This window comes from Alphaproteobacteria bacterium LSUCC0719 (assembly GCA_040839025.1).
GTDB lineage: Bacteria > Pseudomonadota > Alphaproteobacteria > Puniceispirillales > Puniceispirillaceae > UBA8309.
On the sequence record JBFPJN010000008.1, the window covers coordinates 23,805 to 49,733 of the forward strand.

A 25,929-nucleotide genomic window follows, 5' to 3' on the forward strand; every position below is an offset into this window, starting at 1 on the left:
CTTACTTAGGACGCTTGGCGCCGTATTTCGAACGACGCTGACGGCGGTCGGAGACACCCTGGGTGTCAAGCGTTCCGCGAATAATGTGATAGCGAACACCGGGAAGGTCTTTCACGCGACCACCGCGAATCAGGACCACGGAGTGTTCCTGAAGGTTGTGGCCTTCACCCGGAATGTAGCTCGACACCTCAAACCCGTTTGTCAGGCGCACACGGGCGACCTTCCGCAGGGCCGAGTTCGGCTTCTTCGGTGTGGTTGTGTAAACCCGCGTACACACGCCGCGCTTTTGCGGGCATGCTTCCATCGCAGGGACCTTCGTACGAGCGACAGGACGTCTGCGTCCATGCCGGATCAGCTGGTTAATGGTTGGCATTGCTGCCCCTTTTTCATCTCAACCAAAAAAATGCACTGAACGTGCATCAGGGCTGGACTTCCCTATCTCATCGGGAAGACCCCCCTAATTTCAGCACCCAGATGGGACTGTTTTCGTCACCTTTATACTGGTGCAGCGTCTAGCCCGACCGCGGCGTCTGCGCCGGGGTGGACCACCACCTGCATCAAAAGGTGTGCGGAACCTATGTCAGTGATGCTGGCGGGTCAAGCGGTTTTTGCCCGCTGCCGCCAGTTTCACCGAATTTTTCCGGGCCGACCTGTGCCGGCCCGTTTTTCGTTGTCAGACCTCGCTCTGGGCCCCTTCGGCAACCTCGCCGAATCCGTCACCGGACTCTGCCTCGATGGCTTCGAGCGCCGGGGTTGCCGCCGCCCTTTCTTCCATGATGACACGGTCACGGTCAGCGGCGATGCTGCGAAGACGCTTCATCACCGAGCCTGTTCCTGCCGGAATCAGGCGACCGACGATGACATTCTCCTTCAGACCGTCGAGCGTATCCTGGCGACCGCTTACCGATGCCTCGGTAAGAACCCTTGTTGTCTCCTGGAACGACGCGGCAGAGATGAACGAGCGGGTCTGCAGAGACGCCTTGGTGATCCCGAGAAGCACAGGATGGGCAACCGCCGGGCGCAGCCCTTCAGCCTCAAGCGCCGCATTCGAGGTGGCAAACTCCTCTCGGTCGACCTGCTCGCCATTCAGATAGGTGCTGTCGCCGGCATCGGTGACTTCAACCTTCTGCAGCATCTGGCGAACAATCACCTCGATGTGCTTGTCATTGATCTTCACACCCTGAAGCCGATAGACGTCCTGGATTTCCTTTACCAGATAGGCGGCCAGCTCCTCGACACCCAGAATCGCCAGAATGTCGTGCGGAACCGGGCTGCCATCAAGAAGCAGATCGCCCTTGCGGACCACATCGCCCTCATTGACCGCCAGCTGGCGACCCTTTGGAAGCAGATATTCGACCGGTTCGCCGTCACCCTCGACCGGGACAACGCGAATCCGCCGCTTGGCTTTGTAGTCATTGGCGAATTCGACCCGGCCCTCGGCCTCGGCGATGACGGCAAAATCCTTCGGCTTGCGGGCCTCGAACAATTCCGCCACCCGTGGCAGACCACCGGTAATGTCACGTGTCTTTGACGATTCGCGGGGAATACGCGCCAGAACGTCACCGGCCTGGATCGCCGCGCCATTTTCAACCGAGAGAATCGCCCCGGCCGACATGAAATAGCGTGCCTCAAGACCATTGGTCAGTGTCAGCACCTCGCCCTTGTCATCACGCAGCGTGATTCGCGGCCGCAGATTGGCGCCACCGGCAGATGCCTTCCAGTCGATGACCTCACGGCTGGAAATACCCGTCGCGTCGTCGGTGACCTCACGAACCGAAATGCCTTCCGTCAGGTCGACATAATTGGCCGTACCCGGCAGTTCGGCAATGATCGGCATGGTATACGGATCCCATTCGATCAGCACCGCGCCTGCGGCCACTTCCTGACCGGCCTTCACAAACAGCTTGCCGCCATATGGCAGACGATGGCGTTCACGCTCGCGCCCCTGTTCGTCAAGAAGCAGCAGCTCGGTGTTACGGCTCATCACGATCTTGCTTCCCTCGCGATCCGTGACAAGCGCCTCGTTCTCGAGTTTCACCTTACCGCCGATGGCAGCCTCAATGTTGGATTGCTCGGCACCACGCTGCGCCGCACCACCAACGTGGAAGGTCCGCATTGTCAGCTGGGTGCCAGGCTCACCGATCGACTGGGCAGCGATCACACCGACAGCCTCGCCGATATTCACCGACGTGCCGCGTGCCAGATCACGGCCATAGCACTGACCGCAGATACCGGTCTGCGCCTCGCAAAGCAGGGCAGAGCGAATCAGCGCCTGATCGACACCGGCCTCCTCGATGCGGTCGGCATGCTCTTCGGTGACCATCTCGCCAGCCTTCACAATCACTTCGCCGGTTGCGATATCGACCATATCCTCGGCCATGATCCGGCCCAGGATGCGGTCATAGAGGCTGTCGACAACATCACTGCCATTCATCACGGCACGGACGGTCAGGCCATTGCTGGTCCCGCAATCCTCGATATTGACGATACAGTCCTGTGCCACATCGACAAGCCGGCGTGTCAGATAGCCGGAGTTCGCCGTCTTCAGCGCGGTATCGGCAAGACCTTTACGCGCACCGTGGGTCGAGTTGAAATATTCAAGAACATTCAACCCTTCCTTGAAGGACGAAATAATCGGCGTCTCGATGATCTCGCCGGACGGCTTGGCCATCAGGCCCCGCATCCCGGCAAGCTGCTTGATCTGCGCTGCCGAACCACGCGCACCGGAATGCGCCATCATCCAGACAGAGTTGATCGGCTCGCCTTCCTTGATGGTGGAAATGCCCTTCATCATCTCGTCGGCGACAAGATCGGAACAGCGCGACCACACATCGACAACCTTGTTGTATTTTTCACCCTGGGTGATCAGACCATCGAGATATTGCTGTTCGAAGGTCTTGACCTGGGCCTCGGCCTCGTTGACGTATTTTTCCTTCAGATCAGGCGTCGTCAGATCGGCAATGCCAAAGGAAATGCCGGCATTGCAGGCCTGTCCGAAACCAAGGGTCATCAGGCGGTCACAGAAAATGACCGTGTCCTTCTGGCCGCAGTGGCGATAGACATGGTCGATCACGTCACTGACCTGCTTCTTGGTCATCAGCTTGTTCACAAGATCGAACGAACAGCTGGGGTTGTCGGGAAGAAGATCCGCCAACTGCGCCCTGCCGGGTGTTGTTTCGATCACGCGGATCACGCGCTCGCCATTCTCGTCACGCGTCGCGACACGTGCCTTGATCCTGGCATGCAGGCTGACCGACCCGTTGCCGAGTGCCAGCAGGATTTCCTGAATGTTGGCAAAGACCATGCCTTCGCCCTTTTCGTTCTCGCGCTCCAGCGACATGTAGTAGAGACCGAGAATGATATCCTGCGACGGCACGATAATCGGCTTGCCGTTGGCCGGGCTGAGGATGTTGTTGGTCGACATCATCAGTACCCGTGCCTCAAGCTGCGCTTCGAGCGACAGCGGCACGTGAACGGCCATCTGGTCACCATCGAAGTCGGCGTTGAACGCGGTACAGACAAGCGGGTGAAGCTGGATCGCCTTGCCCTCGACAAGCACCGGCTCGAACGCCTGGATGCCAAGACGGTGCAGGGTCGGCGCCCGGTTCAGCATGACCGGGTGTTCGCGGATCACCTCTTCAAGAATGTCCCACACTTCGGGACGTTCCTTTTCAACCATCCGCTTGGCCATCTTCACCGTGCTGGCCATCGAATAGAGTTCCAGCTTGGAATAGATGAACGGCTTGAACAGCTCCAGCGCCATCTTCTTTGGCAGACCACACTGGTGAAGCTTCAGTTCAGGACCGACAACAATCACCGAACGACCGGAATAATCGACACGCTTGCCAAGCAGGTTCTGCCGGAAACGGCCCTGCTTGCCCTTCAGCATGTCGGACAGTGATTTCAGAGGACGCTTGTTGACGCCGCTGATCACACGGCCGCGACGGCCATTGTCGAACAGCGCATCGACCGATTCCTGGAGCATCCGCTTTTCGTTGCGCACGATGATGTCGGGCGCGCGAAGCTCGATCAGGCGCTTCAGGCGGTTGTTCCGGTTGATCACACGACGATAGAGGTCGTTCAGGTCCGACGTCGCGAAACGGCCACCATCAAGCGGCACCAGCGGGCGCAGCTCGGGCGGGATGACCGGGATCACATCAAGGATCATCCATTCCGGACGACACCCGGACTCGCGGAAGGAGTCCACAAGCTTCAGGCGCTTGACCAGCTTCTTGCGCTTGGCTTCGGAACCTGTTTCGGCAAGCTCTTCACGGATCTTGACGCGTTCCTCGTCCATATCCATGGCTTCGAGAACCTTCTTGATCGCCTCGGCGCCAATGCTGGCCTCAAAGGCATCATCGCCGAACTCGTCCTGGGCGTCGTAGAATTCCTCTTCCGACAGCAACTGCCCCTTGGTCAGCGATGTCAGGCCCGGTTCGATAACGACGAAATTCTCGAAATACAGCACACGCTCGAGATCCTTCAATGTCATGTCGACAAGAAGACCGATCCGGCTTGGCAGTGATTTCAGGAACCAGATATGCGCGACAGGCGACGCCAGCTCGATATGGCCCATACGCTCGCGACGAACCTTCGACAGCGTCACCTCGACACCGCATTTCTCGCAGATGATACCGCGATACTTCATCCGCTTGTACTTGCCGCACAGGCATTCATAATCGCGGACAGGGCCAAAGATCCGGGCGCAGAACAGCCCGTCCTTTTCCGGCTTGAAGGTACGGTAGTTGATGGTTTCGGGCTTTTTGATCTCGCCAAACGACCAGGAGCGGATACGCTCCGGGGACGCTATCGAAATACGGATCTTGTCAAAGCTTTGAGGGCCCTGGTTTTGCCCGAAAGGGTTCATCAAGTCGTTCATCTGGTTCTCTCCCAACGGAAGTTGGTGTCATCCTGTCCGGTATCGGACGTGATCAATATTCGGCTTCGTGAAGATCAACATTCAGTCCAAGCGAACGAAGTTCCTTGACCAGAACATTGAAGGATTCCGGTATACCGGACTCGAAATCATCGTCACCGCGGACGATGGCCTCATAGACCTTTGTCCGTCCCGACACGTCATCCGATTTCACAGTCAGCATTTCCTGCAGCGTATAGGCAGCGCCATAGGCCTCGAGTGCCCATACCTCCATCTCGCCGAAGCGCTGACCACCAAACTGCGCCTTACCACCAAGCGGCTGCTGGGTAACAAGCGAGTATGGGCCGATCGAGCGTGCGTGAATCTTGTCGTCGACAAGATGGTGCAGCTTCAGCATGTAGATATAGCCTACCGTGACAGGTCGGTCGAACTGCTCGCCGGTGCGTCCATCGGTCAGGATTTCCTGGCCGGTTTTGCTCAGCCCTGCCTTCTCGAGAAGCGAGATGACATCGGCCTCGCGGGCGCCGTCGAAAACCGGAGTGCCCATCGGCACGCCGCGACCAAGAAGTTCACCCTGCTCGATGATCTGGGAATCATCCATCACTTCAAGCTCGGACTTGAACTGTTCGGCACTGTAGATTTCGCCAAGCGACTTGCGAAGCGCCTTGGTGTCATTCTTGGCGCGGGCCGCTTCGGCGGCCTTGCCAATCTGCTTGCCAAGACCACGTGCCGCCCAGCCAAGATGCGTCTCGAGGATCTGTCCCACATTCATCCGCGAGGGAACGCCAAGCGGGTTCAGGACGATGTCCATCGGGGTGCCGTCTTCAAGATAGGGCATATCCTCGGCCGGAACGATCCGCGAGATGACACCCTTGTTGCCGTGACGACCGGCCATCTTGTCGCCGGGCTGAAGCTTGCGCTTCACGGCCACAAACACCTTGACCATCTTCATCACGCCAGGCAGCAGCTCGTCGCCGGCCTGAAGCTTGTCGACCTTGTCGTTGAAGCGTGCCTGGAGTTCCTGAATGGCGCTCTCGAAATTGGCAATCTGGGCTTCGACCAGCTTCTGGACCTTGTCGTCCTTGACCGAAATCTGCTGCCATTGCGAACGCGGCATCTCTTCAAGGCTGGCCGCCGTCAGCTTGGTGCCGGCCTTGACCCCCTTCGGACCGGACGCCACCGTCTGGCCATCCAGAAGTTCCGACATCCGGCCGTGGAAACCACGCTCGAGAATCAGCCGCTCGTCATCGCGGTCCTTGCCAAGACGATCAATCTCGGCACGGTCGATGGCCAGCGCACGTTCATCCTTTTCAACCCCGCGGCGCGAGAAGACCCGCACCTCGACGATCGTGCCGGACCCACCGGGCGGCAGCTTCAGCGAGGTATCACGGACATCCGAGGCCTTTTCGCCAAAGATCGCCCGCAGCAGCTTTTCTTCCGGCGTCATCGGGGATTCGCCTTTCGGCGTCACCTTGCCGACGAGAATGTCGCCGGGGCCCACTTCGGCACCGACATAGACAATGCCGGCCTCGTCGAGGTTCTTCAGCGCTTCTTCACCGACATTCGGGATGTCGCGCGTGATTTCCTCCTGACCAAGCTTGGTGTCACGCGCCATGACTTCATATTCCTCGATATGGATCGAGGTGAAGACATCATCACGGACAACGCGCTCGGAAATCAGGATGGAATCCTCGAAATTGTAGCCGTTCCACGGCATGAAGGCGACAAGCACGTTACGGCCAAGGGCCAGCTCGCCATCCTCGGTCGAGGGGCCGTCGGCAATGATATCACCACTGCGAACGACATCGCCGACCTTGACCAGCGGGCGCTGGTTGACAGTCGTGTTCTGGTTGGAACGCTGGAATTTCAGCAGCGAATAGATATCGACCGGCGATACATCATCGGCGCTTTCTTCCGACGCCCGCACCACGATTCTGGTGGCATCGACCTGGTCGATCACGCCGGCGCGGCGGGCCACGATGGTCACACCGGAATCGCGGGCAACACGGCTTTCCATGCCGGTGCCGACAATCGGCGCCTCGGCACGCACAAGCGGCACCGCCTGGCGCTGCATGTTCGATCCCATCAGGGCGCGGTTGGCGTCGTCATTCTCGAGGAACGGGATCAGCGCCGCGGCAACCGAAACCAGCTGCTTTGGCGACACGTCCATCAGTTCAATGTCGGTCGGGCGTGCCAGACCGATATCGCCGGCGCGGCGGATCGGGATCAGTTCACCGACAAACTTGCCGTTCTTGTCCAGTTCGGCATTTGCCTGGGCAATGGTGTAACGACCTTCTTCCATCGCCGAGATATAGCGCACCTCGTTGGTGACCTTGCCGTCGACAACCTTGCGATAGGGTGTCTCGATGAAGCCGTAGCGGTTGATCTTGGCGAATGTCGCCAGCGAGTTGATCAGACCGATATTCGGGCCTTCCGGCGTTTCAATCGGGCAGATACGGCCATAATGGGTCGGGTGAACGTCGCGCACCTCGAAGCCCGCGCGTTCACGGGTCAGACCACCCGGCCCAAGTGCCGAAACACGGCGCTTGTGGGTGATTTCCGACAGCGGGTTTGTCTGGTCCATGAACTGCGACAGCTGCGATGAGCCGAAGAATTCGCGAACCGCCGCCGCGGCGGGCTTGGCATTGATCAGATCAGCCGGCATCACGGTGTCGATTTCAACCGACCCCATGCGTTCGCGAATGGCGCGCTCCATGCGAAGCAGACCGACGCGGTACTGGTTTTCCATCAATTCGCCAACCGACCGGACACGGCGGTTGCCAAGGTGATCGATGTCGTCGACTTCGCCACGACCGTCCTTGAGCCCGATCAGAACCCGCAGGATGGCCAGCACGTCCTGCTTGCGAAGAACCCGAAGCGTATCCTCGGTTTCCTGGTCAAGACGCGAATTCATCTTCACCCGGCCAACCGATGACAGGTCATAGCGGTCGGAATTGAAAAACAGGCCGTCAAACAGCGCATGCGCACTTTCCAGTGTTGGCGGCTCGCCCGGACGCATGACACGATAGATGTCGACAAGCGCCTCTTCACGGCTGTTGTTGCGGTCGGCGGCAAGCGTATTGCGAAGATGCGGACCAAAATTCACATTGTCGATGAACAGAACGCTGATCTCGCTTTCGCCCTCATCAGCCATCTGTTTCAGCATGTCTTCGGTGATCTCGTCGCCGGCCTCGGCAATCACTTCGCCGGTTTTCATGTCGACAAAATCCTCGGCCAGGAACCGGCCAACCAGATCCTCATCGGGAACGAACACGCGATCAACACCGGCCTCCGACAGCTTGCGAAGCGAGCGCGGGGTCATCTTGGTGCCGGCAGGCGCCAGAACCTTGCGTGTCTTGGCGTCAATCAGATCGCGGACAAGCTTGCTGCCCTTCAGCGAATCGGCCTCGAACGCATATGACCAGCCATCGCCATCCCGAAGATAGGACACAGCGGTGTAGAATTCGTTCAGAATTTCGTCACGGCTCATCCCGACAAGACGGGCCGGATCAACATCCTCGCCACTGTCGGCACAGGCATCGAGATAGCCGAGCGAAGCATCATTCGGCAGCGCCATCAGGAATGTGGTGACAGGCAGCTTGCGCTTGCGGTCGATACGGACATTCAGGATGTCCTTGGCGTCGAACTCGAAATCAAGCCATGAGCCACGATAGGGAATGACGCGGGCCGCGAACAGAAGCTTGCCCGACGCATGCGTCTTGCCGCGGTCATGGTCGAAGAACACACCGGGCGAGCGGTGCATCTGCGAGACGATGACACGCTCGGTCCCGTTCACGATGAAGGTACCGTTCGACGTCATCAGAGGCATGTCGCCCATATAGACGTCCTGTTCCTTGATGTCGCGGATCGACCGCGCACCGGTCACTTCATCCTCTTCCCACACTTCCAGACGAAGCGTGACCTTGAGCGACGAAGCGTAGGTCAGACCACGCTGCTGGCACTCCTCGACATCATATTTCGGCTGCTCGAGATCGTAGGATACGAATTCAAGCTTGGCGCGCCCTGCGAAATCCTCGATCGGAAAGATCGAACTGAAGGTTTCCTGCAGGCCATGATCACCCCGATCGCTGACGGCAATGCCCATCTGCAGAAAGGTGTCATAACTCGAGCGCTGCACGTCGATAAGGTTTGGCATGGGCGTGACTTCCGCCAGCTGGCCGAAAGTCCGGCGAACCCGGCGCCGACTATCGAGAGTGCTTACATGCGATGCCATCTGAGTACCTCGTCAAATTTTGTTTCGAAAACAGGCTGTTAGAGAATGCCTGTCTGGTCTTTTACCCTGGCTGGCCACAGCGGCCGAAAGCTTTGGGTGATAAACGGCCTTGCACCGGACGGAAAATCCGCCCGGTGCAAGCAGGTTTGATTCGGCAAGCGAAATCGCCGCCACCGTCGCGTTACTTGACTTCGACGGTTGCGCCAGCTTCTTCAAGCTTGCCCTTGATTTCCTCGGCCTCTTCCTTGGATACGCCTTCCTTGACGGCCTTTGGCGCACCTTCGACGAGGTCCTTGGCTTCTTTCAGACCAAGCGAGGTGATGGCACGGACTTCCTTGATCACATTGATCTTGGATGAACCTGCTGCGGTGAGAATAACGTCAAACTCGCTCTTCTCTTCAGCAGCGCCACCGGCATCACCGCCACCAGCAGGCATTGCCATTGCGACAGGTGCCGCAGCGGCGGATACGCCCCACTTGTCTTCCAGAAGCGTTGCCAGCTCGGCAGCTTCCAGAACGGTCAGGTTGGAAAGTTCTTCTGCGATTTTTTCGATATCAGCCATGATTTACTCCATTAGGCTTGAACGTCTGATCGGGCCTGTTAGCCCTGCTGCAATTGGTCTGAACGTGCCTTGATCACACGTGCCACCTTGCCGGCCGGAGCCTGGGTAACACGGGCAATCTTGGCTGCCGGAGCTTGTAGAAGCCCGACAAGCTTGCCACGCAATTCGTCAAGGGACGGCATCTTGGCCAGAGCCTCGACGCCAGCCTTGTCCAGGATTTTCCCGTCCATGCTGCCGCCGATGATGGTCAATTTGTTGTTGCCCTTGGCATAATCCACGAGCGCTTTTGCGGCCGCAACCGGGTCTTCCGACGTGCCAATGGCGGTCGGTCCGGTAAACAGCCCCTCAAGCTCCTCATAGCGCGTGCCTTTGAGAGCCAGCTTGGCAATCCTGTTCTTGGTTACCTTGAAGCCAGCACCAGCTTCCCGCATCTTTCCACGCAGGTCGCTGCTCTCTGCAACGGTCATCCCAACCTGATGGGTAACAACAATTGTTGTCGACGCATTCAGGGTGGATTGCAGCGTTTCGATCAGTTCGGCTTTTTCTTGTCTGTTCACCGATCGTCTCCGCTCTTTCATGGGGCGATGCGGCACTGCCGCTGCCCCGGTTGCAAACAAGAACCGGCGATATGCCGGTTCGCTGGCCTGCCCATCGAGAAGTTCAAGCAGAAATCTGCTCTTGCTCCCGTCTATTGCAGGACATTAAGCCGCCGTGACCGGCGACACCTGCAGTCTTGGACAGGTGCGGGGCGGCGGCCAAAACCACCACCCCTTTCACCGGCGCCGAAACGCCGGAGAATTTCGTTTAGATCGCCCTAGGCGACGTCTTCGACCGCTACGCCAACACCCATCGTCGAGCTGAGTGTGATCTTGCGGACATATGTGCCCTTGGCACCCGATGGCCGCGACTTGCGGACCGCGTCGATAAAGGCGGCAGCGTTTTCCAGGATCTTGGCTTCGTCAAAGCTCGCCTTGCCGATACCGGCATGGACGATACCAGCCTTTTCGGCGCGATACTGGACTTCGCCAGCCTTTGCAGCCTTGACCGCGGCACCGATATCCGGTGTCACGGTGCCAAGCTTCGGGTTCGGCATCAGGCCACGCGGGCCAAGAACCTTACCAAGACGGCCGACAACGCCCATCATGTCCGGCGATGCGATAACCCGGTCGAAATTCGACTCGCCACCCTGAATGGCCTCGGCCAGCTCTTCGGCACCGACCAGATCAGCACCGGCTTCCCTGGCCTCGTCGGCCTTGGCGTCACGGGCAAATACGGCCACCCGCATGGTCTTGCCAGTGCCGTTCGGCATTGCCACGACGCCGCGGACCATCTGGTCGGCGTGACGCGGGTCAACCCCGAGATTCATCGCGATTTCGATGGTTTCATCGAATTTCGAGGCGGCGGCATTCGCCTTCACCAGTGAAACTGCCTCGGCCAGCGGATAGGTCCGCTCGCGATCGACTGCGGCCAGGGCCGCCTGCTTGCGCTTGCTCTGCTTGGCCATCGATCAGCCCTCCACCACGTCAAGGCCCATCGCACGGGCGGACCCGCGAACCATGGCCATTGCGCCATCAACATCGACGGCATTCATGTCACCCATTTTCTGCTCGGCGATCTCGCGCACCTGCGCTTCGGTCACCTTGCCGGCAACAGACCGGCCAGGCTCCTGACCACCCTTGTTCAGACCGGCCGCCTTCTTCAGGAAGAAGCTGACCGGTGCCGTCTTGGTGGTGAAGGTGAACGACTTGTCCTGATAGACAGTGATCACCACCGGAATCGGCATGTTCTTTTCCAGCGAGTCGGTCGCCGCATTGAACGCCTTGCAGAATTCCATGATGTTTACACCGCGCTGACCCAGTGCCGGGCCGACAGGTGGCGACGGATTCGCCGCACCGGCCGGAATGTTCAGCTTGATGTAGCCTTCGATTTTCTTTGCCATCTTGTGTTGTCCTTAAATTCCGGTGGTCCGTCTCGCGATCGGTTGCCACCGCATTACGCTAAATCTTCTCGACCTGGCTGTATTCCAGCTCGACAGGTGTCGATCGGCCAAAGATCGACACGGTCACCTTCAGGCGCGCCTTGTCGTCGTCGGCTTCCTCGACAAATCCGTTGAACGATGCAAACGGACCATCCGAAACGCGGACCTGCTCGCCAATGTCGAATGTGACAGTGCTGCGCGGCCGCTCCACCCCTTCGCTGACCTGATGGATCAGACGCTCGGCCTCGGAATTGGTGATCGGCACCGGCTTGCCCTTGCCACCGAGGAACCCGGTGACACGCGGCTGGCTGGTGACGAGCTGCCAGGCTTCGTCGGTAAGGTCCATCTTGACCAGGATATATCCGGGGAAGAATTTCTTCTCGCTCTGGACGCGCACGCCTCGACGCATCTCGACCACCTCTTCGGTGGGCACCATGACCTCTTCGATCTGGTGCTCGAGACCGTTGCTTTCCGCCTGCTCGGTGATCAATTGCGCCACCTTTTTCTCCGACCCGGAGAAAACATGCAGGACATACCAACGTTTTGCCATGACCAACGCTTCCGTCTTACTAACGCCCAAGTGAAAGGAACTGGCCTATCCGCCAAGCCCCAACACGAATTGGACGACGTTCGAAAGCACCAGATCAACAAGCAGGAAGAAGATCGCGGCAATTGTCGCCATCACAAAGACGGTGATGGTGGCGGTCCCGGTTTCGCGACGAGAAGCCCAGGAAATACGAGAGATTTCCTGGCGGACCTGCCTTACAAATTGCGCTGGCGATGTCTTTGCCATGGTGGTGTGGTGCCAATACGAGTTTCACAAATCGCTAGCCACATCCTGAACAGCACAAATTCGGCCATGTCGCGCGGTTTCGTCCCCACGATGTGCCGTCTTGCGATTTCCAGGTACTTTTGTCGCTACCGTGGGAGGGTGAATAGCAAACCACACTGTTCATGGCAACAGGATAATCAGCCGGCCAATGCGAAAACTTCCCGGCCAATGCGAAAACTTGAATGGCAGCCGACATCCCCCCGGACTCACCTTCCGGACTCACCTTCCGGACTCATCGGCGCAGGGGCCGCTCCAGCGCCAGAAAGGCCGAAACGAGTCCGACCATCACCATCAGCCAGCAGATGGACACCGCAAGCTGGAAGTTGGCATCGCCGCCAAAGCCGATGATCACGCTGCCAAGCAGCCCGCTTCCCCCCATCTGCAGGGCACCGCACAGACCTGTTGCCGCGCCGCTGTGCGGACCGGCGGCACGCACCGCACTGATGATCGCATTCGCAATCACCAGACCGTTTGCAATGCCGAAGAAAAACAGAAAGAACGAAACGACCGGCTGGATGGCCACATCCGCTACCGCCACCACCAGTATGCCCGACATGGCGGCAAAGCTCAGCACGCTGCCGGCAAAGGCGGCGCGGTCGAGGCCAAGACGCGGCCCGAGATACCTGTTCAGGTTGTTGCCGGTCAGATAGCCGAGCGCCGTAAAGCTGAAATACAGACCAAACTCGAACGCGCTGGAGCCGAGGCGCTGGAAATGATAGGGCATGAACCCACCCATCGCGAAAAAGCCCGCGGTCAGTACGGCACATGAGCCGGCGTTGGTGATGAATTTCGGCGTCATCAGCAAGGTCAGATAGGAACCGAGGACACGCGACAGCGGCATCGGCGGGGTGCGTTGCAGCCGTGTTTCCCCGACCAGCAGGAACCCGCCGATCAGAACTGTCGCCGCCGACAGCACCATCAACGCCACCGCCCCGCGCCAGCCGACAAGATCCGCGATCATGCCGCCAAATGCGAATCCAAGCAGCGGCACCACGGCCTGGAACATGGTGATGGTCGAAAGCTGTTTGCCAGCCTCCTCGCGTTCATAGCTGTCGCTGATGATCACCCGCCCCATGACCAGGCACGCCGCCGCGCCAAGCCCCTGAAACACCCGCATCCCGATCAGAATTTCAACAGTGGGGGCAAACATCGCGCCAAGCCCCGTCAGCAGAAACAGCAAGGCCCCGGACAGCATGACAGGCCGCCGTCCGATACTGTCGGAAATCGTGCCGGCCCCCAGCTGACCAAGTCCCAGCATGACAAGAAACCCGGACAGCACAAGCTGCGCCTCGTCACCGGTAGCCATCAGATCGGCCCGCAGATCGGGAATGGCGGGCGAGAGCAGCGAAATTCCCACATTCGCACCGGAAACTGCCACCGCCAGAATCCACACTGGTGGCACCGCACGCGCAACAATTGGCTGGGTCAAATCACAATACTCCGGACAGGCTGGAAACTGCCAGCACGATCAGCATAGCAGCACCACGAAAAGCCTGTATAGTCATGCCGGTAAAAACGTCGTTCTCGGTTGCATCATGCTGCTGTCTGCCAATCACCGTGGCGCCTTTCTGATGGCGCTCAGCATGCTTTTTTTCGTGTTGAATGACGGGGTCATGAAGGCGCTGTTTGCCGATATGACGATCTATCAGGCGATCTTTCTTCGCGGCCTGATCACGGTCCCTCTGCTTGCCGCGATGGCCTGGCGACAGGGCGTGCTGGCACCAAGCCTGTCTGCGCGTGACTGGCGGCTTGTGATAATCCGCGGCCTTGCCGAGGTCGGCACGACGGTCGGCTTTCTGACGGCGCTGGCCCATATGCCGCTTGCCAATGTGACAGCCATTCTGCAGGCGCTTCCGCTGACCGTGACGATGGCGGCGGCGCTGTTCCTTGGCGAGGCTGTGGGGTGGCGTCGCTGGCTGGCCATATGCGTCGGGCTTGTCGGGGTGATGATCATCATCCGCCCCGGCATGGCCGGATTTTCATCCTATTCTGTCTGGGCGCTGGCGGCTGTCGGCTGCATCACCCTGCGCGAGATCGTTACCAGGCGACTGTCGGCCGATGTGCCGTCGCTTCCCGTCGCGCTGGTGACCGCCATTGCGATCGGGTTATTTGGCGCGGTGATGATGCCGTTTGTCAGCTGGCAGCCTGTTGCAGGGCCGTCATGGGCCCTTGTCGGGGCCGCGTCGACTGCGATCATCGGCGGCTATCTGTTCAGCGTCATGGCGATCCGAAGCGGCGATATCGGCTTTGTCGCGCCGTTTCGCTATACGGCCATGGCCTGGGCCATTGGGCTGGGGTTGCTGATGTTCGGCGAGTTGCCGGACCGCGCAACCACGATCGGCACCGTCATCATCATCGTCACCGGCCTGTATTCACTGCATCGCGAACAAAAACTCAGGCGGAGACATCAGAATCCCGCGTAGGCCCACCGCCACAGACGGCAAGACACCACATTCGGCAAAGCATTACCTGGCCGCCTGCACATTTGACGAGGACACATATCCCCATACGGTGATCATTTAATGGGCCTGCCGGAAAGGTTCATGTAGGCTCTATCACATCGGGGCAAATCAACCGTCAATCGCCATCATGGACTCAATCATTATGGGCCCGATCATTATGGACCCGAAAAATCATGGACCCGAAAATTTATGGACCCGAAAATTTATGGACCCGAAAATTTATGGAAAGGTCATGCCATGTCATCATCCGCTCTCATCATCGGCGCCGGGTCCGGACTCAGCGCCGCCCTGGCCAGACAATGCCGCGATGCCGGCATGACGGTGGCGCTTGCCGCGCGTGACGGTGCCCGTGCCAGCGCCGTCGCCGCCGAAACCGGTGCCACCCTGCACCGGTGTGATGCCAGTTCGATCGAGGATGTGGCGCGTCTGTTCACCACGCTTGATGACAGCATCGGCACGCCGGATCTTGTTGTCTACAACCCGTCGGCGCGTGTCCGCGGCCCGATTGCCGAGCTTGACCCCGAAGAGACCCGCCGGGCCATCGAGGTGACATGTTTCGGTGCCTTTCTGGTTGCACAGCAGGCGGCGCGGCGGATGCTGAAACGCGGATCGGGAAGCATCTTTTTCACCGGTGCCTCGGCAGGGGTAAAGGGATTCGCCAATTCCTCGGTCTTCGCAATGGGCAAATTCGGGCTGCGCGGGCTGGCGCAGTCGCTGGCGCGCGAACTTCATCCGCAGAACATCCATATCGGACATTTCGTGATTGACGGCGGCATCAGCTCGGCACGCGAGGACCGGCAGGATGACGGCACCGACAATATGCTGGACCCCGATGCCATCGCAAAGGCCTATATGCAGTTTCATGCCCAGCATCGCAGCGCCTGGGGCTGGGAGATCGAGCTTCGCCCGTGGGTGGAGCGATTCTAGCCAGGCGTGCCGATTCCGGCGCGCCTATCGCATCAGCGGCAGCCTGATTCTGGTGCGCCGTCGCTGCTCGCGCGGCAGATGCCTGTTCAGATAGCGTTCGATACCGCTCCACAGCCCGATGATGCACAGCGTCAGCGCAATGAAATAGCCGGCCACGATCGGATAGGCGATGAACGGGTTGAAGGTCTTTTCAGCGAAATAGCTGGCATAATACAGCGCGTCCCCGGACTGTCGCCAGGCCGGGAACCCGGTAAAGAAAACCAGTGTCGTGGCGTGGAACAGGAAGATCGCCTCGTTGGTGTAGGACGGCCAGGCGAGCCGCAGCATCGTCGGCCATATGATCCGCCAGAATATCTGCCAGTCATTCATGCCAAAGGCGGCGGCGGCTTCGACATCGCCGACCGGCACCGCCCGCAGCGCGCCGTGGAAAATCTCGCCCGTATAGGCAGCCGTGTTCAAGAACAGCACAATCAGCGCGCCAAGCCAGGCCCGTGTGAACCAGCGGGTTTCGGCGGTGATCTCGATAAAGCCGAGATCAAGGGACAATCCGACCTTTGGCATCAGCACGAACAGCTGATAGGCAAGGAAGAACTGGATGAACAGGGGTGAGCCGCGAAACAGGAAGATGAACCAGCTTGCCGGAATCCGGATCAGCGGGTTTTCGGAATTCTTGCCGACAGCAACCGCCATCGCCAGCCAGAAACCAAAGGCCAGCGCCAGCACCCCGAAATAGACATTCCAGATCATGCCGCTGCCGATCAGCACAACCTGTTCGCACAGGGTAAAATCGCTCTTCGGCAACAGCCTTTCACCGATACCGATTGCGCGCAGCCCATAGGCCTGAATGGTGGCAAGGCAGCTCATCGTCCGGCCGCCGTTCTGCCCGTGCCGGCAAGCGTTGCCTGACCATGGCTCAGCCGCCGGTTCAGCCGCGCCAGAACAATCTCGCTGACACGGGTCAGGCCGAGATAGAACACCAGCAGCGCCATGAAATACCAGAGTTGCCAGTTCGGATGCGGAAAGCTGTAGGCACGTGTCTTGGCGCTGCCAAGCTCGCGCGCCCAATACACGATATCCTCGACACCGAGAAGAAACAGCAGCGGGGTCGCCTTGGTCAGGATCATCCAGATGTTCGACAGTCCCGGCAGCGCGAAAATCCACATCTGCGGCAACAGGATGCGCCAGAACAGCTGACGCTGGTTCATCCCGAAAGCGCGCGCCGTTTCGATCTGGGCCCTCGGCACCGCATCAAAGGCACCGCGAATGGTATTGCCGCAGAACGCCCCATAGACGATGGCAAAGGACAGTATGGCCAGCGCAAAGCCGTAGATTTCATGCATCCATTGCGGATCGGCATTCAGCGGCAGCTTTGCCGCCGTGCAGACGACAAAATCATTGCCGCGCCGCACCGGCTCGCTCCAGTCGGGACAGATCGCCCGGTGGCGCAGATATTCAAACGCCTGATCAAGCGCGATGGGACCAAACATGAAGAAGACGATTTCCGGCACGCCGCGCACCATCGCGATATAGCCGCGCCCGAACCAGCGAACCGGGGCAATGGTCGAACGGCTGGCAAGCGCGCCCCCGAAACCGAACAGCAGGGACAGCGGCGCGGTAATGGCCAGCAGCACCAGCACCGTTCCAAAGGCAAGATAGAATGACTGGTGTGTCGGTGTGGTCAGATAGCACAGCAGCCATGAACCACCTTCAAGCCGGGATGGATCTTCACAGCTGCTGAACATCACGACGCCACCATCAGTGAATTGTAGAAAGGACGGGGCAACACCTTGTCAGGCACCAGCCTGTCAGGCATCGCCCCGTCGGCCTCGTGCGGGGCAAAACGCCCCTGAACCCTAGAAGGTTGCGGCGTCGTCGCCGAACCACTTCTTGATCATCGTGTTCAGCGTGCCATCGGCCTTCATCGCGCCGATCGCCTTGTTCAGCTTCGCCTTCAGATCGCCATCCGATTCGCGCACACCGACACCGATGCCACCACCGATCGATTGCTGACCGACAACCGCCAGTTCGCCATTCGATTCATCAACGATAGGCATCAGATAGTCACCATCGGCCAGAACCGCGTCGGCCTCGCCATTGCGGACGGCCTGAATGGTCTCGTCGGGGGTTGCGAATTCCACCAGCGTGGCACCGCTTTCAGCGACATATCCGGCCTGGATGGTGGCAGTCTGCGCGGCAATCACACCGCTCTTGACGTCAATCGACTGGCCAGCCAGGCCAACATAATAGGATGGCGACGGCGGGAAATAATCCTGGGTGAAGTCGATCACCTTTTCACGCTCATCCGTGATCGACATGCCGGCAATGATGGTATCATAGTTGCCGGAGACAAGGTTCGGGATGATCGAATCCCATTCATTTGTCACCCACTCGCAGGTCAGGCTGGCACGCTTGCAGAGTTCATCACCCAGCTCGCGTTCAAATCCGTCAACCTCACCCTTGTCATTGATGAAGTTGTAAGGCGGGTAAGCGCCCTCGGTGCCCATGCGGATGGTCTCGGCCATTGCCACGCCTGACATGGCCATACCCAGTGCCAGACCGGCAAGTGTTCCCTTGATCAATGTGTTCATCTTCATCTCCCTTCGATGGTTCGCCGCCGGGCCTGATGCCCTGATGCGGCAGGATCACGCTTCAAGTGGGGGTCTGCGATGTAGCGTGAAGAAACTGTCGCAGCCTGTCCGATTTCGGTTTGTCGAGAACATCCTCGGGCCTGCCATGCTCTTCGACAACACCTTCATTCAAAAACATCACACGACTTGATACATCACGAGCCAGGCTCATGTCATGTGTGACAATCACCATGGTTCGCCCCTCTGCGGCAAGTTCGCGGATAACCTTGATCACTTCCTGCTCGAGTTCCGGGTCAAGCGCGGAAGTCGGCTCGTCAAACAACAGTGCCCGCGGTTTCATTGCCAGCGCACGCGCAATGGCGGCCCGCTGCTGCTGGCCGCCGGACAGCTGCGCCGGGTATGAATCAGCCTTGTCGGCGATCCCAACCTTGCCGAGGATATCCATGGCATCGGCAACGGCCTCGTCACGCGGCCTGCCAAGCACCGTGACAGGTGCTTCGATCACGTTCTTCAGCACGGTCATATGCGTCCACAGATTGAACTGCTGAAACACCATTGCAAGCTGGGTGCGCATGTTGATGACCTGCTGGCGGTCAGCCGGCATCCGGTCCGCGCCACTGCCTGTCCAGCGCACCGCCTCGCCACAGAATTCGATGTCACCGGCCTGGCTGATCTCGAGCATGTTGATACAGCGCAACAGGGTCGATTTGCCCGACCCGCTGGAGCCAATCAGCGAGACAACATCGCCTTCATGCGCCGTCAGATCGACCCCTTTCAGGACTTCGAGACTGTCATAGCTCTTGCGGATCTGGCGCAGGGACAAGACGGGTGGTGACATGGTGGGGCAAACCATTTCGCGATTAAATGCCAGCATAGATGGATCCTGCAAAACTTGCACAGATCATCAAGGCGTGACAACCAAAACCACACCGCCGCCACCGATGCCGACCCGCAGCATCCGGCCCGTCATGCGACCATCAGGCTGGCGGCACCGGGCTTTGTGGACCGGGCTTTGTGGCTAGCCGTCCGTATCGGTACAGGGCGCACCGCACGGCGCGCAGGCACCGCCAAGGTCGCTGGGCGCGCCAAGTCCGGACAGGCTGCGGCTGGTCAGGTGATCCCCCACCACAACCAGCGCGCCGGCAAGAAGCACCAGCACATAGACCAGTTTCGGCGTCATCCGTCCCATCACACCGCCTCCCTAGCGCGCCATGCCGAAGGCAGGCCGCCACGCGACGCCAACCCAGCTTCCCGCCATGGCCATCACAAACCAGATCCAGCCATGAAGCGAGCCGGAGGCAATGCCGGCGAGAAACGCCCCGATATTGCATCCAAATCCCAGCCGCGCGCCGATGCCCATAAGCATGCCGCCAAGCGCTGCGGCGACAAGCTGGCGTGACGACGGCCAGGATTGCCGCCGCAATCCGCCACCGATCGCGGCCAGCAGGCCGGCCCCGATGACCATGCCGATATCCATCAGACTGCTGACATTGGCCAGAACCGAATGGGTCAGCGCGCGCTGTGGCCCGGCCCATTGCCAGAATGTGAAATCACCGACCGGCACGCCGAGCGCCGTGGCAATCTTCGCCCCCCACAGGGTAAAGCCGAAGGTAACCCCCCACGGATTTCCGGAAATGGCAAAGACCAGCCAGCACAATGCGGCGATGGTCACGCTGCCGACCACAAGCTGGCGCGGCAATGTCTGGCCACGTCGGCGACCAAGGACGTAGAACGTCGTCCCGACAGCTCCAATCAGCGCGATATTGACAAGCAGTCGCGCCGCCTCGCCGCTGCCACCGATCGCCACCTGACCGAGCGATCCCCAGCCAAGCGCCGTCGGTAGCAGAAAGGAGCCGAGAAGGGAGCCGAGAATGAAAAAGGGAAGCGCCACCAGCATTCTGCCGGACCCGCCACCAAAGCTGAACAGAACGCCGGAACCACAGCCATTGGCCAGCTGCATGCCAATACCGAACATGAACGCGCCAATGACCAGTGAAACCGATACCGGGGCCAATGTTCCGGTCGCGGCAAGGCCCAGACCGGCCGCCGGAATGAAGACCATCGCGCACAGCCCGACAAGCAGGAAATGAGCCGCAATGCCCATTGTTTCACCGGCCACCAGAAACCGCCGCCAGGCCGAGGCAAACCCGTATTGAAAGCCGATGAAAACCGCACCGAGAGCGCCGCCAAGCACAAACAGCGTCACCCCGCGAAGCCCGGTATCAAGTGCCACCAGCCCGGCAAGGCCAAGCCCGACCAGGCCGATGATCAATGCCGGCACCCGTTCAATGGTGGCCGGCGGAGGCGTTGTTTGTGCGGATGTAACTGTCATGGATCTGGCGACCGGTTGTGAAAGGGGAAACGGAAGGAAAGTCTGTCAGAGACGGACGGGGATGAAAATGGAAAAGGCCCGGCGATACAACCGGACAACAGGGCCAGACAGGTGTGACCAGACAGGCGCAGACAACAAGGGGCGGGCGCCGACGCGCCCGACCCCGATTCTTCACAGATCAGCCAAAGACGCCCTTCAGGAAGGATTTGATCCGATCCATGTTGGATTCACCCGACAGAAGCGGGTTGCTGCCATCGGCGGTCCATTCGACCATCGAGCCGTCATAGAGCCGGACATCCTTGCGACCCAGAACCTCGGACAACACAAACCAGTTGGTTGCCGCCCAGTGACCGGTATTGCAATAGCTGACAATCGGCAGCTCGGCGTCAAGATCACCGTAAATCCCCTGAAGCTCGGAAACCGACTTCAGGCGGTTGGTATCGGTGTTGTAGGCCTGTTCCTGAAACAGCAGCTTGGCCCCTGGAATGCGGCCACTGGCGGCGGCTTTCGGATGCTTGGCATTGCCCAGGAACTGGTCCCGGGTCCGCCCGTCGAGAAGTGTCGCGCCATCCTTGGCAGCAACAATCTTTTTCACATCATCGGTCGATACATAGCCCTGCGGCTGGAACTGCGCGATGAAATTGCCCGGGGCGGGGGCGACCGGCGCGCCGCTTTCCAGCCTGTCTGGATAGGCAGCCTTCCAGGCCGCGAAGCCGCCATCAAGGATCGACACATTTTCATGGCCAAACACCTTGAAGGTCCAGTAGGCGCGTGCCGCCGATCCAAAATCGGTCGACCCGACACCAGCCGGCACCAGAACGACATGGCTGTCATCCGACACACCAAGCTTGCGTGCCAGCGCCTGGAACTGTGATGCCTCGGGAAGCAGTCCCACGACATCGTCGCGGCCAACGCGCCAGCCATCCTTCAGATAGTCGGAATGGATGGCCGACGGGATGTGGCCTTCGAGGTAGGTATCGTAACTGCCGCCGTCGATCTTGTTGCGAAGATCGATCAGCACGACATTGTCGTTGCCGAGATTGCCGGTCAGCCATTCAACATCGACAAGCGGCTTGGCATGCGCCGCAACAGTGGCGGCAAGGCTGAGGATGAGCGCCGCGGCGCCCGAAAGAATGCGGTTCATTGTCGTACTCTCCACAGGGTGGTGGTGTTGACAGCAGCACGACGGCGTCGCCACTGCTTTATACTGCGGGGAAAATGGAAAATATTTCTGAAAATGACCAGACAGGGCGAGCCATATAAAACGAATTTTTCCTTTTTCAGCAGAAAGGAAATGAATTTGTTTCACATATGGTCGACAGAAGAGAAAGCGGCGATGTAGCAGTCGTTGCTGTCAGGATCCGCCGGCAAAGCGCGGCGTCGCCTCCATCAACATTCTGGTATAGGGATCCTGCGGTGACTCGATCAGCGTGCCGGCCGCGTTTTCCTCGACCAGCCTGCCGCCCTTCAGCACGCCGATACGATGCGCCATCACCCGCACCACCGCCATGTCATGCGAAATGAACAGATAGGTCAGTTGCAGATCGCGCTGAAGCTGTTTCAGCAGGTTCAGAACCTGTGCCTGTACCGACACATCAAGTGCCGAGGTCGGCTCGTCACAGACGATGAATTGCGGGTTCGAGGCCAGCGCCCGCGCAATCGATATCCGCTGTCGCTGACCGCCGGAGAATTCGTGTGGATAGCGATCGGCATCCTGCGGCGACAGGCCAACCTGATCAAGAAGTTCACGCACCCGCCGCTGTCCGGCGTCGCGGTCGGAAATCAGATTGAAGGCGCGGATCGGCTCCATCAGGATATCGCCGACACGCCAGCGCGGATTGAGACTGGAATAGGGTGACTGGAACACCATCTGCAGCTTCTGGCGAAGACCGGCATCCTTGATCTGGCCCTTTGCCTCGTCAAAGGCGGGCTGACCGTCAAACATGATGCTGCCGCTGTCAGGGCGATCCAGCCCCACAATCATTCTGGCGATGGTGGATTTGCCGGACCCGCTCTCGCCAACAAGCGCATAGGTCTGGCCCTTGGCAATCGAAAAGCTGACATTGTCGACAGCCGTCAGCCGCCGCCGCGCGGTGCCGGTGACAAGTCGCGCCAGGAACGGTTCGGAAATGTCGAAATGCCGGCTCAGCCCGGACACCTTCAGATAGGCATTGTCCACAGACGCCTTGTCAGACATCATCCCGCCTCCTCTGCCGGCTCGGCATAGAGATGGCAGGCAACACCGTCGACAAAAGCCGGCGCTGTCTGGCGGCAGGCCGGCAGGGCATTGCCGCAGCGCGGATGGAACCGGCAGCCTGACGGCAGATTGGCAAGGCTTGGCATGCTTCCCGGAATCTGTGGCAGCACCGTGTCCACCGACACAAGGTCCAGATTCGGTGTCGCCGCCATCAGACCCTTTGTATAGGGATGACGCGGCGCGGCAATCACGTCGCTTGTGCGCCCCATCTCGACAAGGCGGCCAGCATACAGGACGGCAACCCGGTCCGTTGTCTCGGCGATAACCCCCATATCATGCGTGATCAGGATCACCGACGCACCCCGCTCCTTGCACAGGCGGCGAAGAAGCGCCAGCACCTGCGCCTGGATCGATACATCAAGCGCCGTCGTCGGCTCGTCGGCAATAATCAGTTTCGGTTCCGGAGCCAGCGCCAGCGCGATGACAATCCGCTGGCGCATACCGCCGGAAAATTCATGCGGATAACCATTGATGCGCGCCCTGTCGATCCCGACCTCGTCAAGCAGCTCGCCGGCGCGGGCTGTTGCGGCGGCGGCACCCATGCCAAGGTGAAGCTGGATTGTCTCGACAAGCTGGTCACCAACCGTGCGAAGCGGGTTCAGGCTGGTCAGGGGATCCTGGAAGATCATCCCGATCTGCCGGCCCCGCACTGTCTCGGGCTGACCGTCGATGCGCTGGCCGGCAAGCGAAATCCGGGCACCGGTAATGCGGCCCGGCGGCTCCAGAAGACCCATGATTGCCGCCCCGGTCAGCGACTTGCCGGCACCACTCTCGCCAACAAAGCCCAGAACCTCGCCAGCCTCGAGCGTAAAGGAAATCCGGTCGAGCGCCTGCAACCGCTGGCGGCGCATGGGAAATTCCACGCTGAGATCACTGACATCAAGAAGCGGCACCGTCATTTCAACCTCGGATTCAGCGTGTCCTTCAGCCAGTCACCAAGCAGATTGACCGCCAGCGCCAGCGCCAGCAGCGTCACCGCCGGAAAGGTCAGGATCCACCATTCACCGGAAAACAGGTAATCCTGGCCAATCCGGATCAATGTGCCCAGACTTGGCTCGGTTGGCGGCGCGCCCACCCCCAGAAAGGACAATGTCGCCTCGGCGATAATGGCCAGCGCCAGCGTGATGGTGGCAATGACAAGCACCGGCCCCAGAACATTCGGCAGGATATGCCGCCACATGATCTGATGACGGCCAAGCCCGATCAGCCGCGCCGCCTGAACATATTCCTTTTCCTTTTCGACCATCGCCGTTGCCCGCACCGTTCTGGCAAAGGGCACCCATTCCGACAGTCCGATAGCGGCAATCAGCACAAAGATCGCCATCTCGTCACGCAGATCGGGCGGGATGATGCCCCGAAGCACGCCGAAGATCAGCATCGCGATCAGGATCGACGGAAAGGTCAGCTGGATATCGGCAATCCGCATGATCAGATTGTCCAGCCATCCACCGACATAGCCGGCGATCAGGCCAAGCGAGACACCAAGCCCCATAGCCAGCATCACCGACATCACGCCGACAAACAGAGACACCCGCAGCCCGTAGATGATTGCCGACAGCAGGTCCCGTCCCTGGTCGTCGGTCCCCATGACAAAGCTTTCCCCGGTGAACATATTGGCCTGCATTGGCGGGGTGAACCCGTTCATCAGGTTCAGCGACGCCGGGTCGAACGGATTGGTCGGTGCCACCAGCGGCGCGAAGATTGCCACCAGAAACAGGAACGTCACCACCAAACCAGCCAGAATGGCCAGCGGCGCACGGGTGAAATCATAGACAAAATCACTGGCAAGCACGCGTTGTAGTCTGCCAGCAGGTCGGCTGGCCGGCATGTTTGAGGGCACGCCCACCGGATCTTCGGACGGTCTGACAGGTGGAGATGCCATCAGCCGCCTCCCCGCAGGTTGCGGTCACGAATCCGCGGGTCGATCGCCAGATACAGCAGATCGACAATCAGGTTGATCAACACGAACAGCGTGCCGACCAGAAGCAGATAGGCCGACATCACCGGGATATCGACAAAATAGACCGCGTTGATGAACATCAGCCCGACGCCGGGCCACTGGAACACCGTCTCGGTAATGATGGCAAAGGCAACGATTGACCCAAGCTGCAACCCGGCCACCGTTGTCACAGGCACCAATGTGTTGCGCAGCGCATGCCGCAACAGAACCATGCGTTCGGGCAGCCCGCGCGCCCTGGCGAATTTGATGAAATCCTGACGCAGCACCTCAAGCATCTCCGAGCGCACCAGGCGCATGATCAGCGTCATCTGGTAAAGGCCAAGCGTGATTGCCGGCAGAATCAGGGATTTCAGCCCCGAGGCGGTCAGCAGACCGGTTTCCCAGAATGCGACCCGCACCGTATCGCCGCGCCCGAAGGACGGCAGCACACCAAGCTCGACAGCAAACAGCCAGATCAGCAACACCCCGATCAGGAAGGTCGGGAGCGATACGCCGACAAGCGAGGTTGTCATCACCAGCCCGGCGAGAAACCGCCCCCGGCTGATGGCGGTAAAGATGCCAAGCAGGATTCCCGCGACAAGCGCGAACAGCGCCGAGATAAACGCAAGTTCCAGCGTCGCCGGCAGGCGCGAGGCAATCAGCTCGGCAACCGGTTCGGCGGTACGATAGGAAATGCCGAAATCAAAATGCAGCGCATCCCATACGAAGCGGACATATTGCACCGGGACAGGGTCGTTCAACCCCATCCGTTCGATCATCTCGTTGCGGTCCTGGACGGTGGCTTCCTGGCCGAGGATATTCTCGACCGGGTTGCCGACAAACCGGAAAATAGCAAAGGAAATCAGCGCCACCAGCAGCAGTACAAGCACCGCCTGTACGATCCGCCTGGCCAATATGACAATCATCGCAGGCCTCGTGGTG

Annotated in this window: 23 protein-coding genes; 2 read left to right on the plus strand and 21 right to left on the minus strand. The window is 59.6% G+C overall.

From position 1 onward, the window contains the following. Nucleotide 1: 1 nt before the first annotated feature. The 10 genes from rpsL to AB3X55_12885 form a co-directional block, all read right to left on the minus strand. Entirely contained in the window at nt 2-373 is a 372-nt protein-coding gene (gene rpsL, locus AB3X55_12840) for a 30S ribosomal protein S12 (GenBank protein ID MEX0504476.1), read from the minus strand. Between the two features lie 300 nt (nt 374-673). Further along, nucleotides 674-4,879: a DNA-directed RNA polymerase subunit beta' gene (rpoC, locus tag AB3X55_12845; protein ID MEX0504477.1), complete on the minus strand. Its 4,206-nt coding sequence runs from the start codon at nt 4,877-4,879 to the stop codon at nt 674-676. Between the two features lie 52 nt (nt 4,880-4,931). Next, nucleotides 4,932-9,110 (minus strand): DNA-directed RNA polymerase subunit beta, encoded by a 4,179-nt coding sequence (gene rpoB / locus AB3X55_12850; protein ID MEX0504478.1) that lies wholly within the window; start codon nt 9,108-9,110, stop codon nt 4,932-4,934. Nucleotides 9,111-9,291: 181 nt separating this feature from the next. Then, nucleotides 9,292-9,672, minus strand: coding sequence for a 50S ribosomal protein L7/L12 (rplL, locus tag AB3X55_12855; protein MEX0504479.1), 381 nt, complete (start codon nt 9,670-9,672; stop codon nt 9,292-9,294). A gap of 38 nt (nt 9,673-9,710) precedes the next feature. After that, complete coding sequence (rplJ, locus tag AB3X55_12860; protein ID MEX0504480.1) at nt 9,711-10,229, minus strand: 50S ribosomal protein L10; 519 nt, start codon at nt 10,227-10,229, stop codon at nt 9,711-9,713. A gap of 257 nt (nt 10,230-10,486) precedes the next feature. Beyond that, entirely contained in the window at nt 10,487-11,176 is a 690-nt protein-coding gene (gene rplA, locus AB3X55_12865) for a 50S ribosomal protein L1 (GenBank protein ID MEX0504481.1), read from the minus strand. Nucleotides 11,177-11,179: 3 nt separating this feature from the next. Next, entirely contained in the window at nt 11,180-11,611 is a 432-nt protein-coding gene (gene rplK / locus AB3X55_12870) for a 50S ribosomal protein L11 (protein MEX0504482.1), read from the minus strand. A 58-nt stretch (nt 11,612-11,669) separates the two neighbouring features. Then, the gene (nusG, locus tag AB3X55_12875; GenBank protein ID MEX0504483.1) at nt 11,670-12,200 is read right to left on the minus strand and encodes a transcription termination/antitermination protein NusG; all 531 of its coding nucleotides are present in this window, start codon (nt 12,198-12,200) and stop codon (nt 11,670-11,672) included. Nucleotides 12,201-12,245: 45 nt separating this feature from the next. Continuing rightward, nucleotides 12,246-12,443: a preprotein translocase subunit SecE gene (gene secE / locus AB3X55_12880; protein MEX0504484.1), complete on the minus strand. Its 198-nt coding sequence runs from the start codon at nt 12,441-12,443 to the stop codon at nt 12,246-12,248. 271 nt (nt 12,444-12,714) lie between these two features. Continuing rightward, nucleotides 12,715-13,911: an MFS transporter gene (locus tag AB3X55_12885; protein ID MEX0504485.1), complete on the minus strand. Its 1,197-nt coding sequence runs from the start codon at nt 13,909-13,911 to the stop codon at nt 12,715-12,717. 106 nt (nt 13,912-14,017) lie between these two features. Here AB3X55_12885 and AB3X55_12890 point away from each other — a divergent pair, with 106 nt between their 5' ends. Next, nucleotides 14,018-14,905 (plus strand): DMT family transporter, encoded by an 888-nt coding sequence (locus AB3X55_12890; GenBank protein MEX0504486.1) that lies wholly within the window; start codon nt 14,018-14,020, stop codon nt 14,903-14,905. 276 nt (nt 14,906-15,181) lie between these two features. Continuing rightward, nucleotides 15,182-15,871, plus strand: a complete 690-nt coding sequence (locus tag AB3X55_12895; protein MEX0504487.1) for an SDR family NAD(P)-dependent oxidoreductase — start codon at nt 15,182-15,184, stop codon at nt 15,869-15,871. Between the two features lie 24 nt (nt 15,872-15,895). Here AB3X55_12895 and AB3X55_12900 read toward each other — a convergent pair whose 3' ends face one another. From AB3X55_12900 to AB3X55_12950, 11 genes are all read right to left on the minus strand, one after another. Continuing rightward, nucleotides 15,896-16,735 (minus strand): ABC transporter permease, encoded by an 840-nt coding sequence (locus AB3X55_12900; protein MEX0504488.1) that lies wholly within the window; start codon nt 16,733-16,735, stop codon nt 15,896-15,898. Further along, nucleotides 16,732-17,613, minus strand: a complete 882-nt coding sequence (locus AB3X55_12905; GenBank protein ID MEX0504489.1) for an ABC transporter permease — start codon at nt 17,611-17,613, stop codon at nt 16,732-16,734. Before AB3X55_12905 ends, AB3X55_12900 begins: the two co-directional genes overlap by 4 nt. Before the next feature lie 111 nt (nt 17,614-17,724). After that, nucleotides 17,725-18,459, minus strand: a complete 735-nt coding sequence (locus AB3X55_12910; protein MEX0504490.1) for a transporter substrate-binding domain-containing protein — start codon at nt 18,457-18,459, stop codon at nt 17,725-17,727. Nucleotides 18,460-18,520: 61 nt separating this feature from the next. Beyond that, nucleotides 18,521-19,297, minus strand: coding sequence for an ABC transporter ATP-binding protein (locus tag AB3X55_12915; GenBank protein MEX0504491.1), 777 nt, complete (start codon nt 19,295-19,297; stop codon nt 18,521-18,523). A 180-nt stretch (nt 19,298-19,477) separates the two neighbouring features. Then, nucleotides 19,478-19,648, minus strand: coding sequence for a hypothetical protein (locus tag AB3X55_12920; GenBank protein ID MEX0504492.1), 171 nt, complete (start codon nt 19,646-19,648; stop codon nt 19,478-19,480). A gap of 12 nt (nt 19,649-19,660) precedes the next feature. Continuing rightward, nucleotides 19,661-20,791: a YeeE/YedE family protein gene (locus AB3X55_12925; protein ID MEX0504493.1), complete on the minus strand. Its 1,131-nt coding sequence runs from the start codon at nt 20,789-20,791 to the stop codon at nt 19,661-19,663. 178 nt (nt 20,792-20,969) lie between these two features. After that, nucleotides 20,970-21,935 carry a sulfurtransferase gene (locus tag AB3X55_12930; GenBank protein ID MEX0504494.1) on the minus strand — a complete coding sequence of 322 codons (966 nt, stop codon included), beginning with the start codon at nt 21,933-21,935 and terminating at the stop codon, nt 20,970-20,972. A gap of 210 nt (nt 21,936-22,145) precedes the next feature. Then, nucleotides 22,146-22,991 carry an ATP-binding cassette domain-containing protein gene (locus AB3X55_12935; GenBank protein MEX0504495.1) on the minus strand — a complete coding sequence of 282 codons (846 nt, stop codon included), beginning with the start codon at nt 22,989-22,991 and terminating at the stop codon, nt 22,146-22,148. Continuing rightward, nucleotides 22,988-23,947 (minus strand): ABC transporter ATP-binding protein, encoded by a 960-nt coding sequence (locus tag AB3X55_12940; protein MEX0504496.1) that lies wholly within the window; start codon nt 23,945-23,947, stop codon nt 22,988-22,990. The genes AB3X55_12935 and AB3X55_12940 overlap by 4 nt, the downstream gene beginning before the upstream one ends. Next, complete coding sequence (locus AB3X55_12945; protein MEX0504497.1) at nt 23,944-24,876, minus strand: ABC transporter permease; 933 nt, start codon at nt 24,874-24,876, stop codon at nt 23,944-23,946. Before AB3X55_12945 ends, AB3X55_12940 begins: the two co-directional genes overlap by 4 nt. Nucleotides 24,877-24,929: 53 nt before the next feature. Continuing rightward, nucleotides 24,930-25,913: an ABC transporter permease gene (locus AB3X55_12950; GenBank protein MEX0504498.1), complete on the minus strand. Its 984-nt coding sequence runs from the start codon at nt 25,911-25,913 to the stop codon at nt 24,930-24,932. Nucleotides 25,914-25,929: the final 16 nt, after the last annotated feature.

What these genes read in the sequence shown, in the direction of transcription:
- rpsL (MEX0504476.1), bottom strand. Translation starts at nt 373, where the DNA reads ATGCCAACCATTAACCAGCTGATCCGGCATGGACGCAGACGTCCTGTC.
- rpoC (MEX0504477.1), bottom strand. Translation starts at nt 4,879, where the DNA reads ATGAACGACTTGATGAACCCTTTCGGGCAAAACCAGGGCCCTCAAAGC.
- rpoB (MEX0504478.1), bottom strand. Translation starts at nt 9,110, where the DNA reads ATGGCATCGCATGTAAGCACTCTCGATAGTCGGCGCCGGGTTCGCCGG.
- rplL (MEX0504479.1), bottom strand. Translation starts at nt 9,672, where the DNA reads ATGGCTGATATCGAAAAAATCGCAGAAGAACTTTCCAACCTGACCGTT.
- rplA (MEX0504481.1), bottom strand. Translation starts at nt 11,176, where the DNA reads ATGGCCAAGCAGAGCAAGCGCAAGCAGGCGGCCCTGGCCGCAGTCGAT.
- rplK (MEX0504482.1), bottom strand. Translation starts at nt 11,611, where the DNA reads ATGGCAAAGAAAATCGAAGGCTACATCAAGCTGAACATTCCGGCCGGT.
- nusG (MEX0504483.1), bottom strand. Translation starts at nt 12,200, where the DNA reads ATGGCAAAACGTTGGTATGTCCTGCATGTTTTCTCCGGGTCGGAGAAA.
- secE (MEX0504484.1), bottom strand. Translation starts at nt 12,443, where the DNA reads ATGGCAAAGACATCGCCAGCGCAATTTGTAAGGCAGGTCCGCCAGGAA.
- AB3X55_12890 (MEX0504486.1), top strand. Translation starts at nt 14,018, where the DNA reads ATGCTGCTGTCTGCCAATCACCGTGGCGCCTTTCTGATGGCGCTCAGC.
- AB3X55_12895 (MEX0504487.1), top strand. Translation starts at nt 15,182, where the DNA reads ATGTCATCATCCGCTCTCATCATCGGCGCCGGGTCCGGACTCAGCGCC.
- AB3X55_12900 (MEX0504488.1), bottom strand. Translation starts at nt 16,735, where the DNA reads ATGAGCTGCCTTGCCACCATTCAGGCCTATGGGCTGCGCGCAATCGGT.
- AB3X55_12905 (MEX0504489.1), bottom strand. Translation starts at nt 17,613, where the DNA reads ATGTTCAGCAGCTGTGAAGATCCATCCCGGCTTGAAGGTGGTTCATGG.
- AB3X55_12910 (MEX0504490.1), bottom strand. Translation starts at nt 18,459, where the DNA reads ATGAACACATTGATCAAGGGAACACTTGCCGGTCTGGCACTGGGTATG.
- AB3X55_12915 (MEX0504491.1), bottom strand. Translation starts at nt 19,297, where the DNA reads ATGTCACCACCCGTCTTGTCCCTGCGCCAGATCCGCAAGAGCTATGAC.
- AB3X55_12920 (MEX0504492.1), bottom strand. Translation starts at nt 19,648, where the DNA reads ATGGGACGGATGACGCCGAAACTGGTCTATGTGCTGGTGCTTCTTGCC.
- AB3X55_12925 (MEX0504493.1), bottom strand. Translation starts at nt 20,791, where the DNA reads ATGACAGTTACATCCGCACAAACAACGCCTCCGCCGGCCACCATTGAA.
- AB3X55_12930 (MEX0504494.1), bottom strand. Translation starts at nt 21,935, where the DNA reads ATGAACCGCATTCTTTCGGGCGCCGCGGCGCTCATCCTCAGCCTTGCC.
- AB3X55_12935 (MEX0504495.1), bottom strand. Translation starts at nt 22,991, where the DNA reads ATGATGTCTGACAAGGCGTCTGTGGACAATGCCTATCTGAAGGTGTCC.
- AB3X55_12940 (MEX0504496.1), bottom strand. Translation starts at nt 23,947, where the DNA reads ATGACGGTGCCGCTTCTTGATGTCAGTGATCTCAGCGTGGAATTTCCC.
- AB3X55_12945 (MEX0504497.1), bottom strand. Translation starts at nt 24,876, where the DNA reads ATGCCGGCCAGCCGACCTGCTGGCAGACTACAACGCGTGCTTGCCAGT.
- AB3X55_12950 (MEX0504498.1), bottom strand. Translation starts at nt 25,913, where the DNA reads ATGATTGTCATATTGGCCAGGCGGATCGTACAGGCGGTGCTTGTACTG.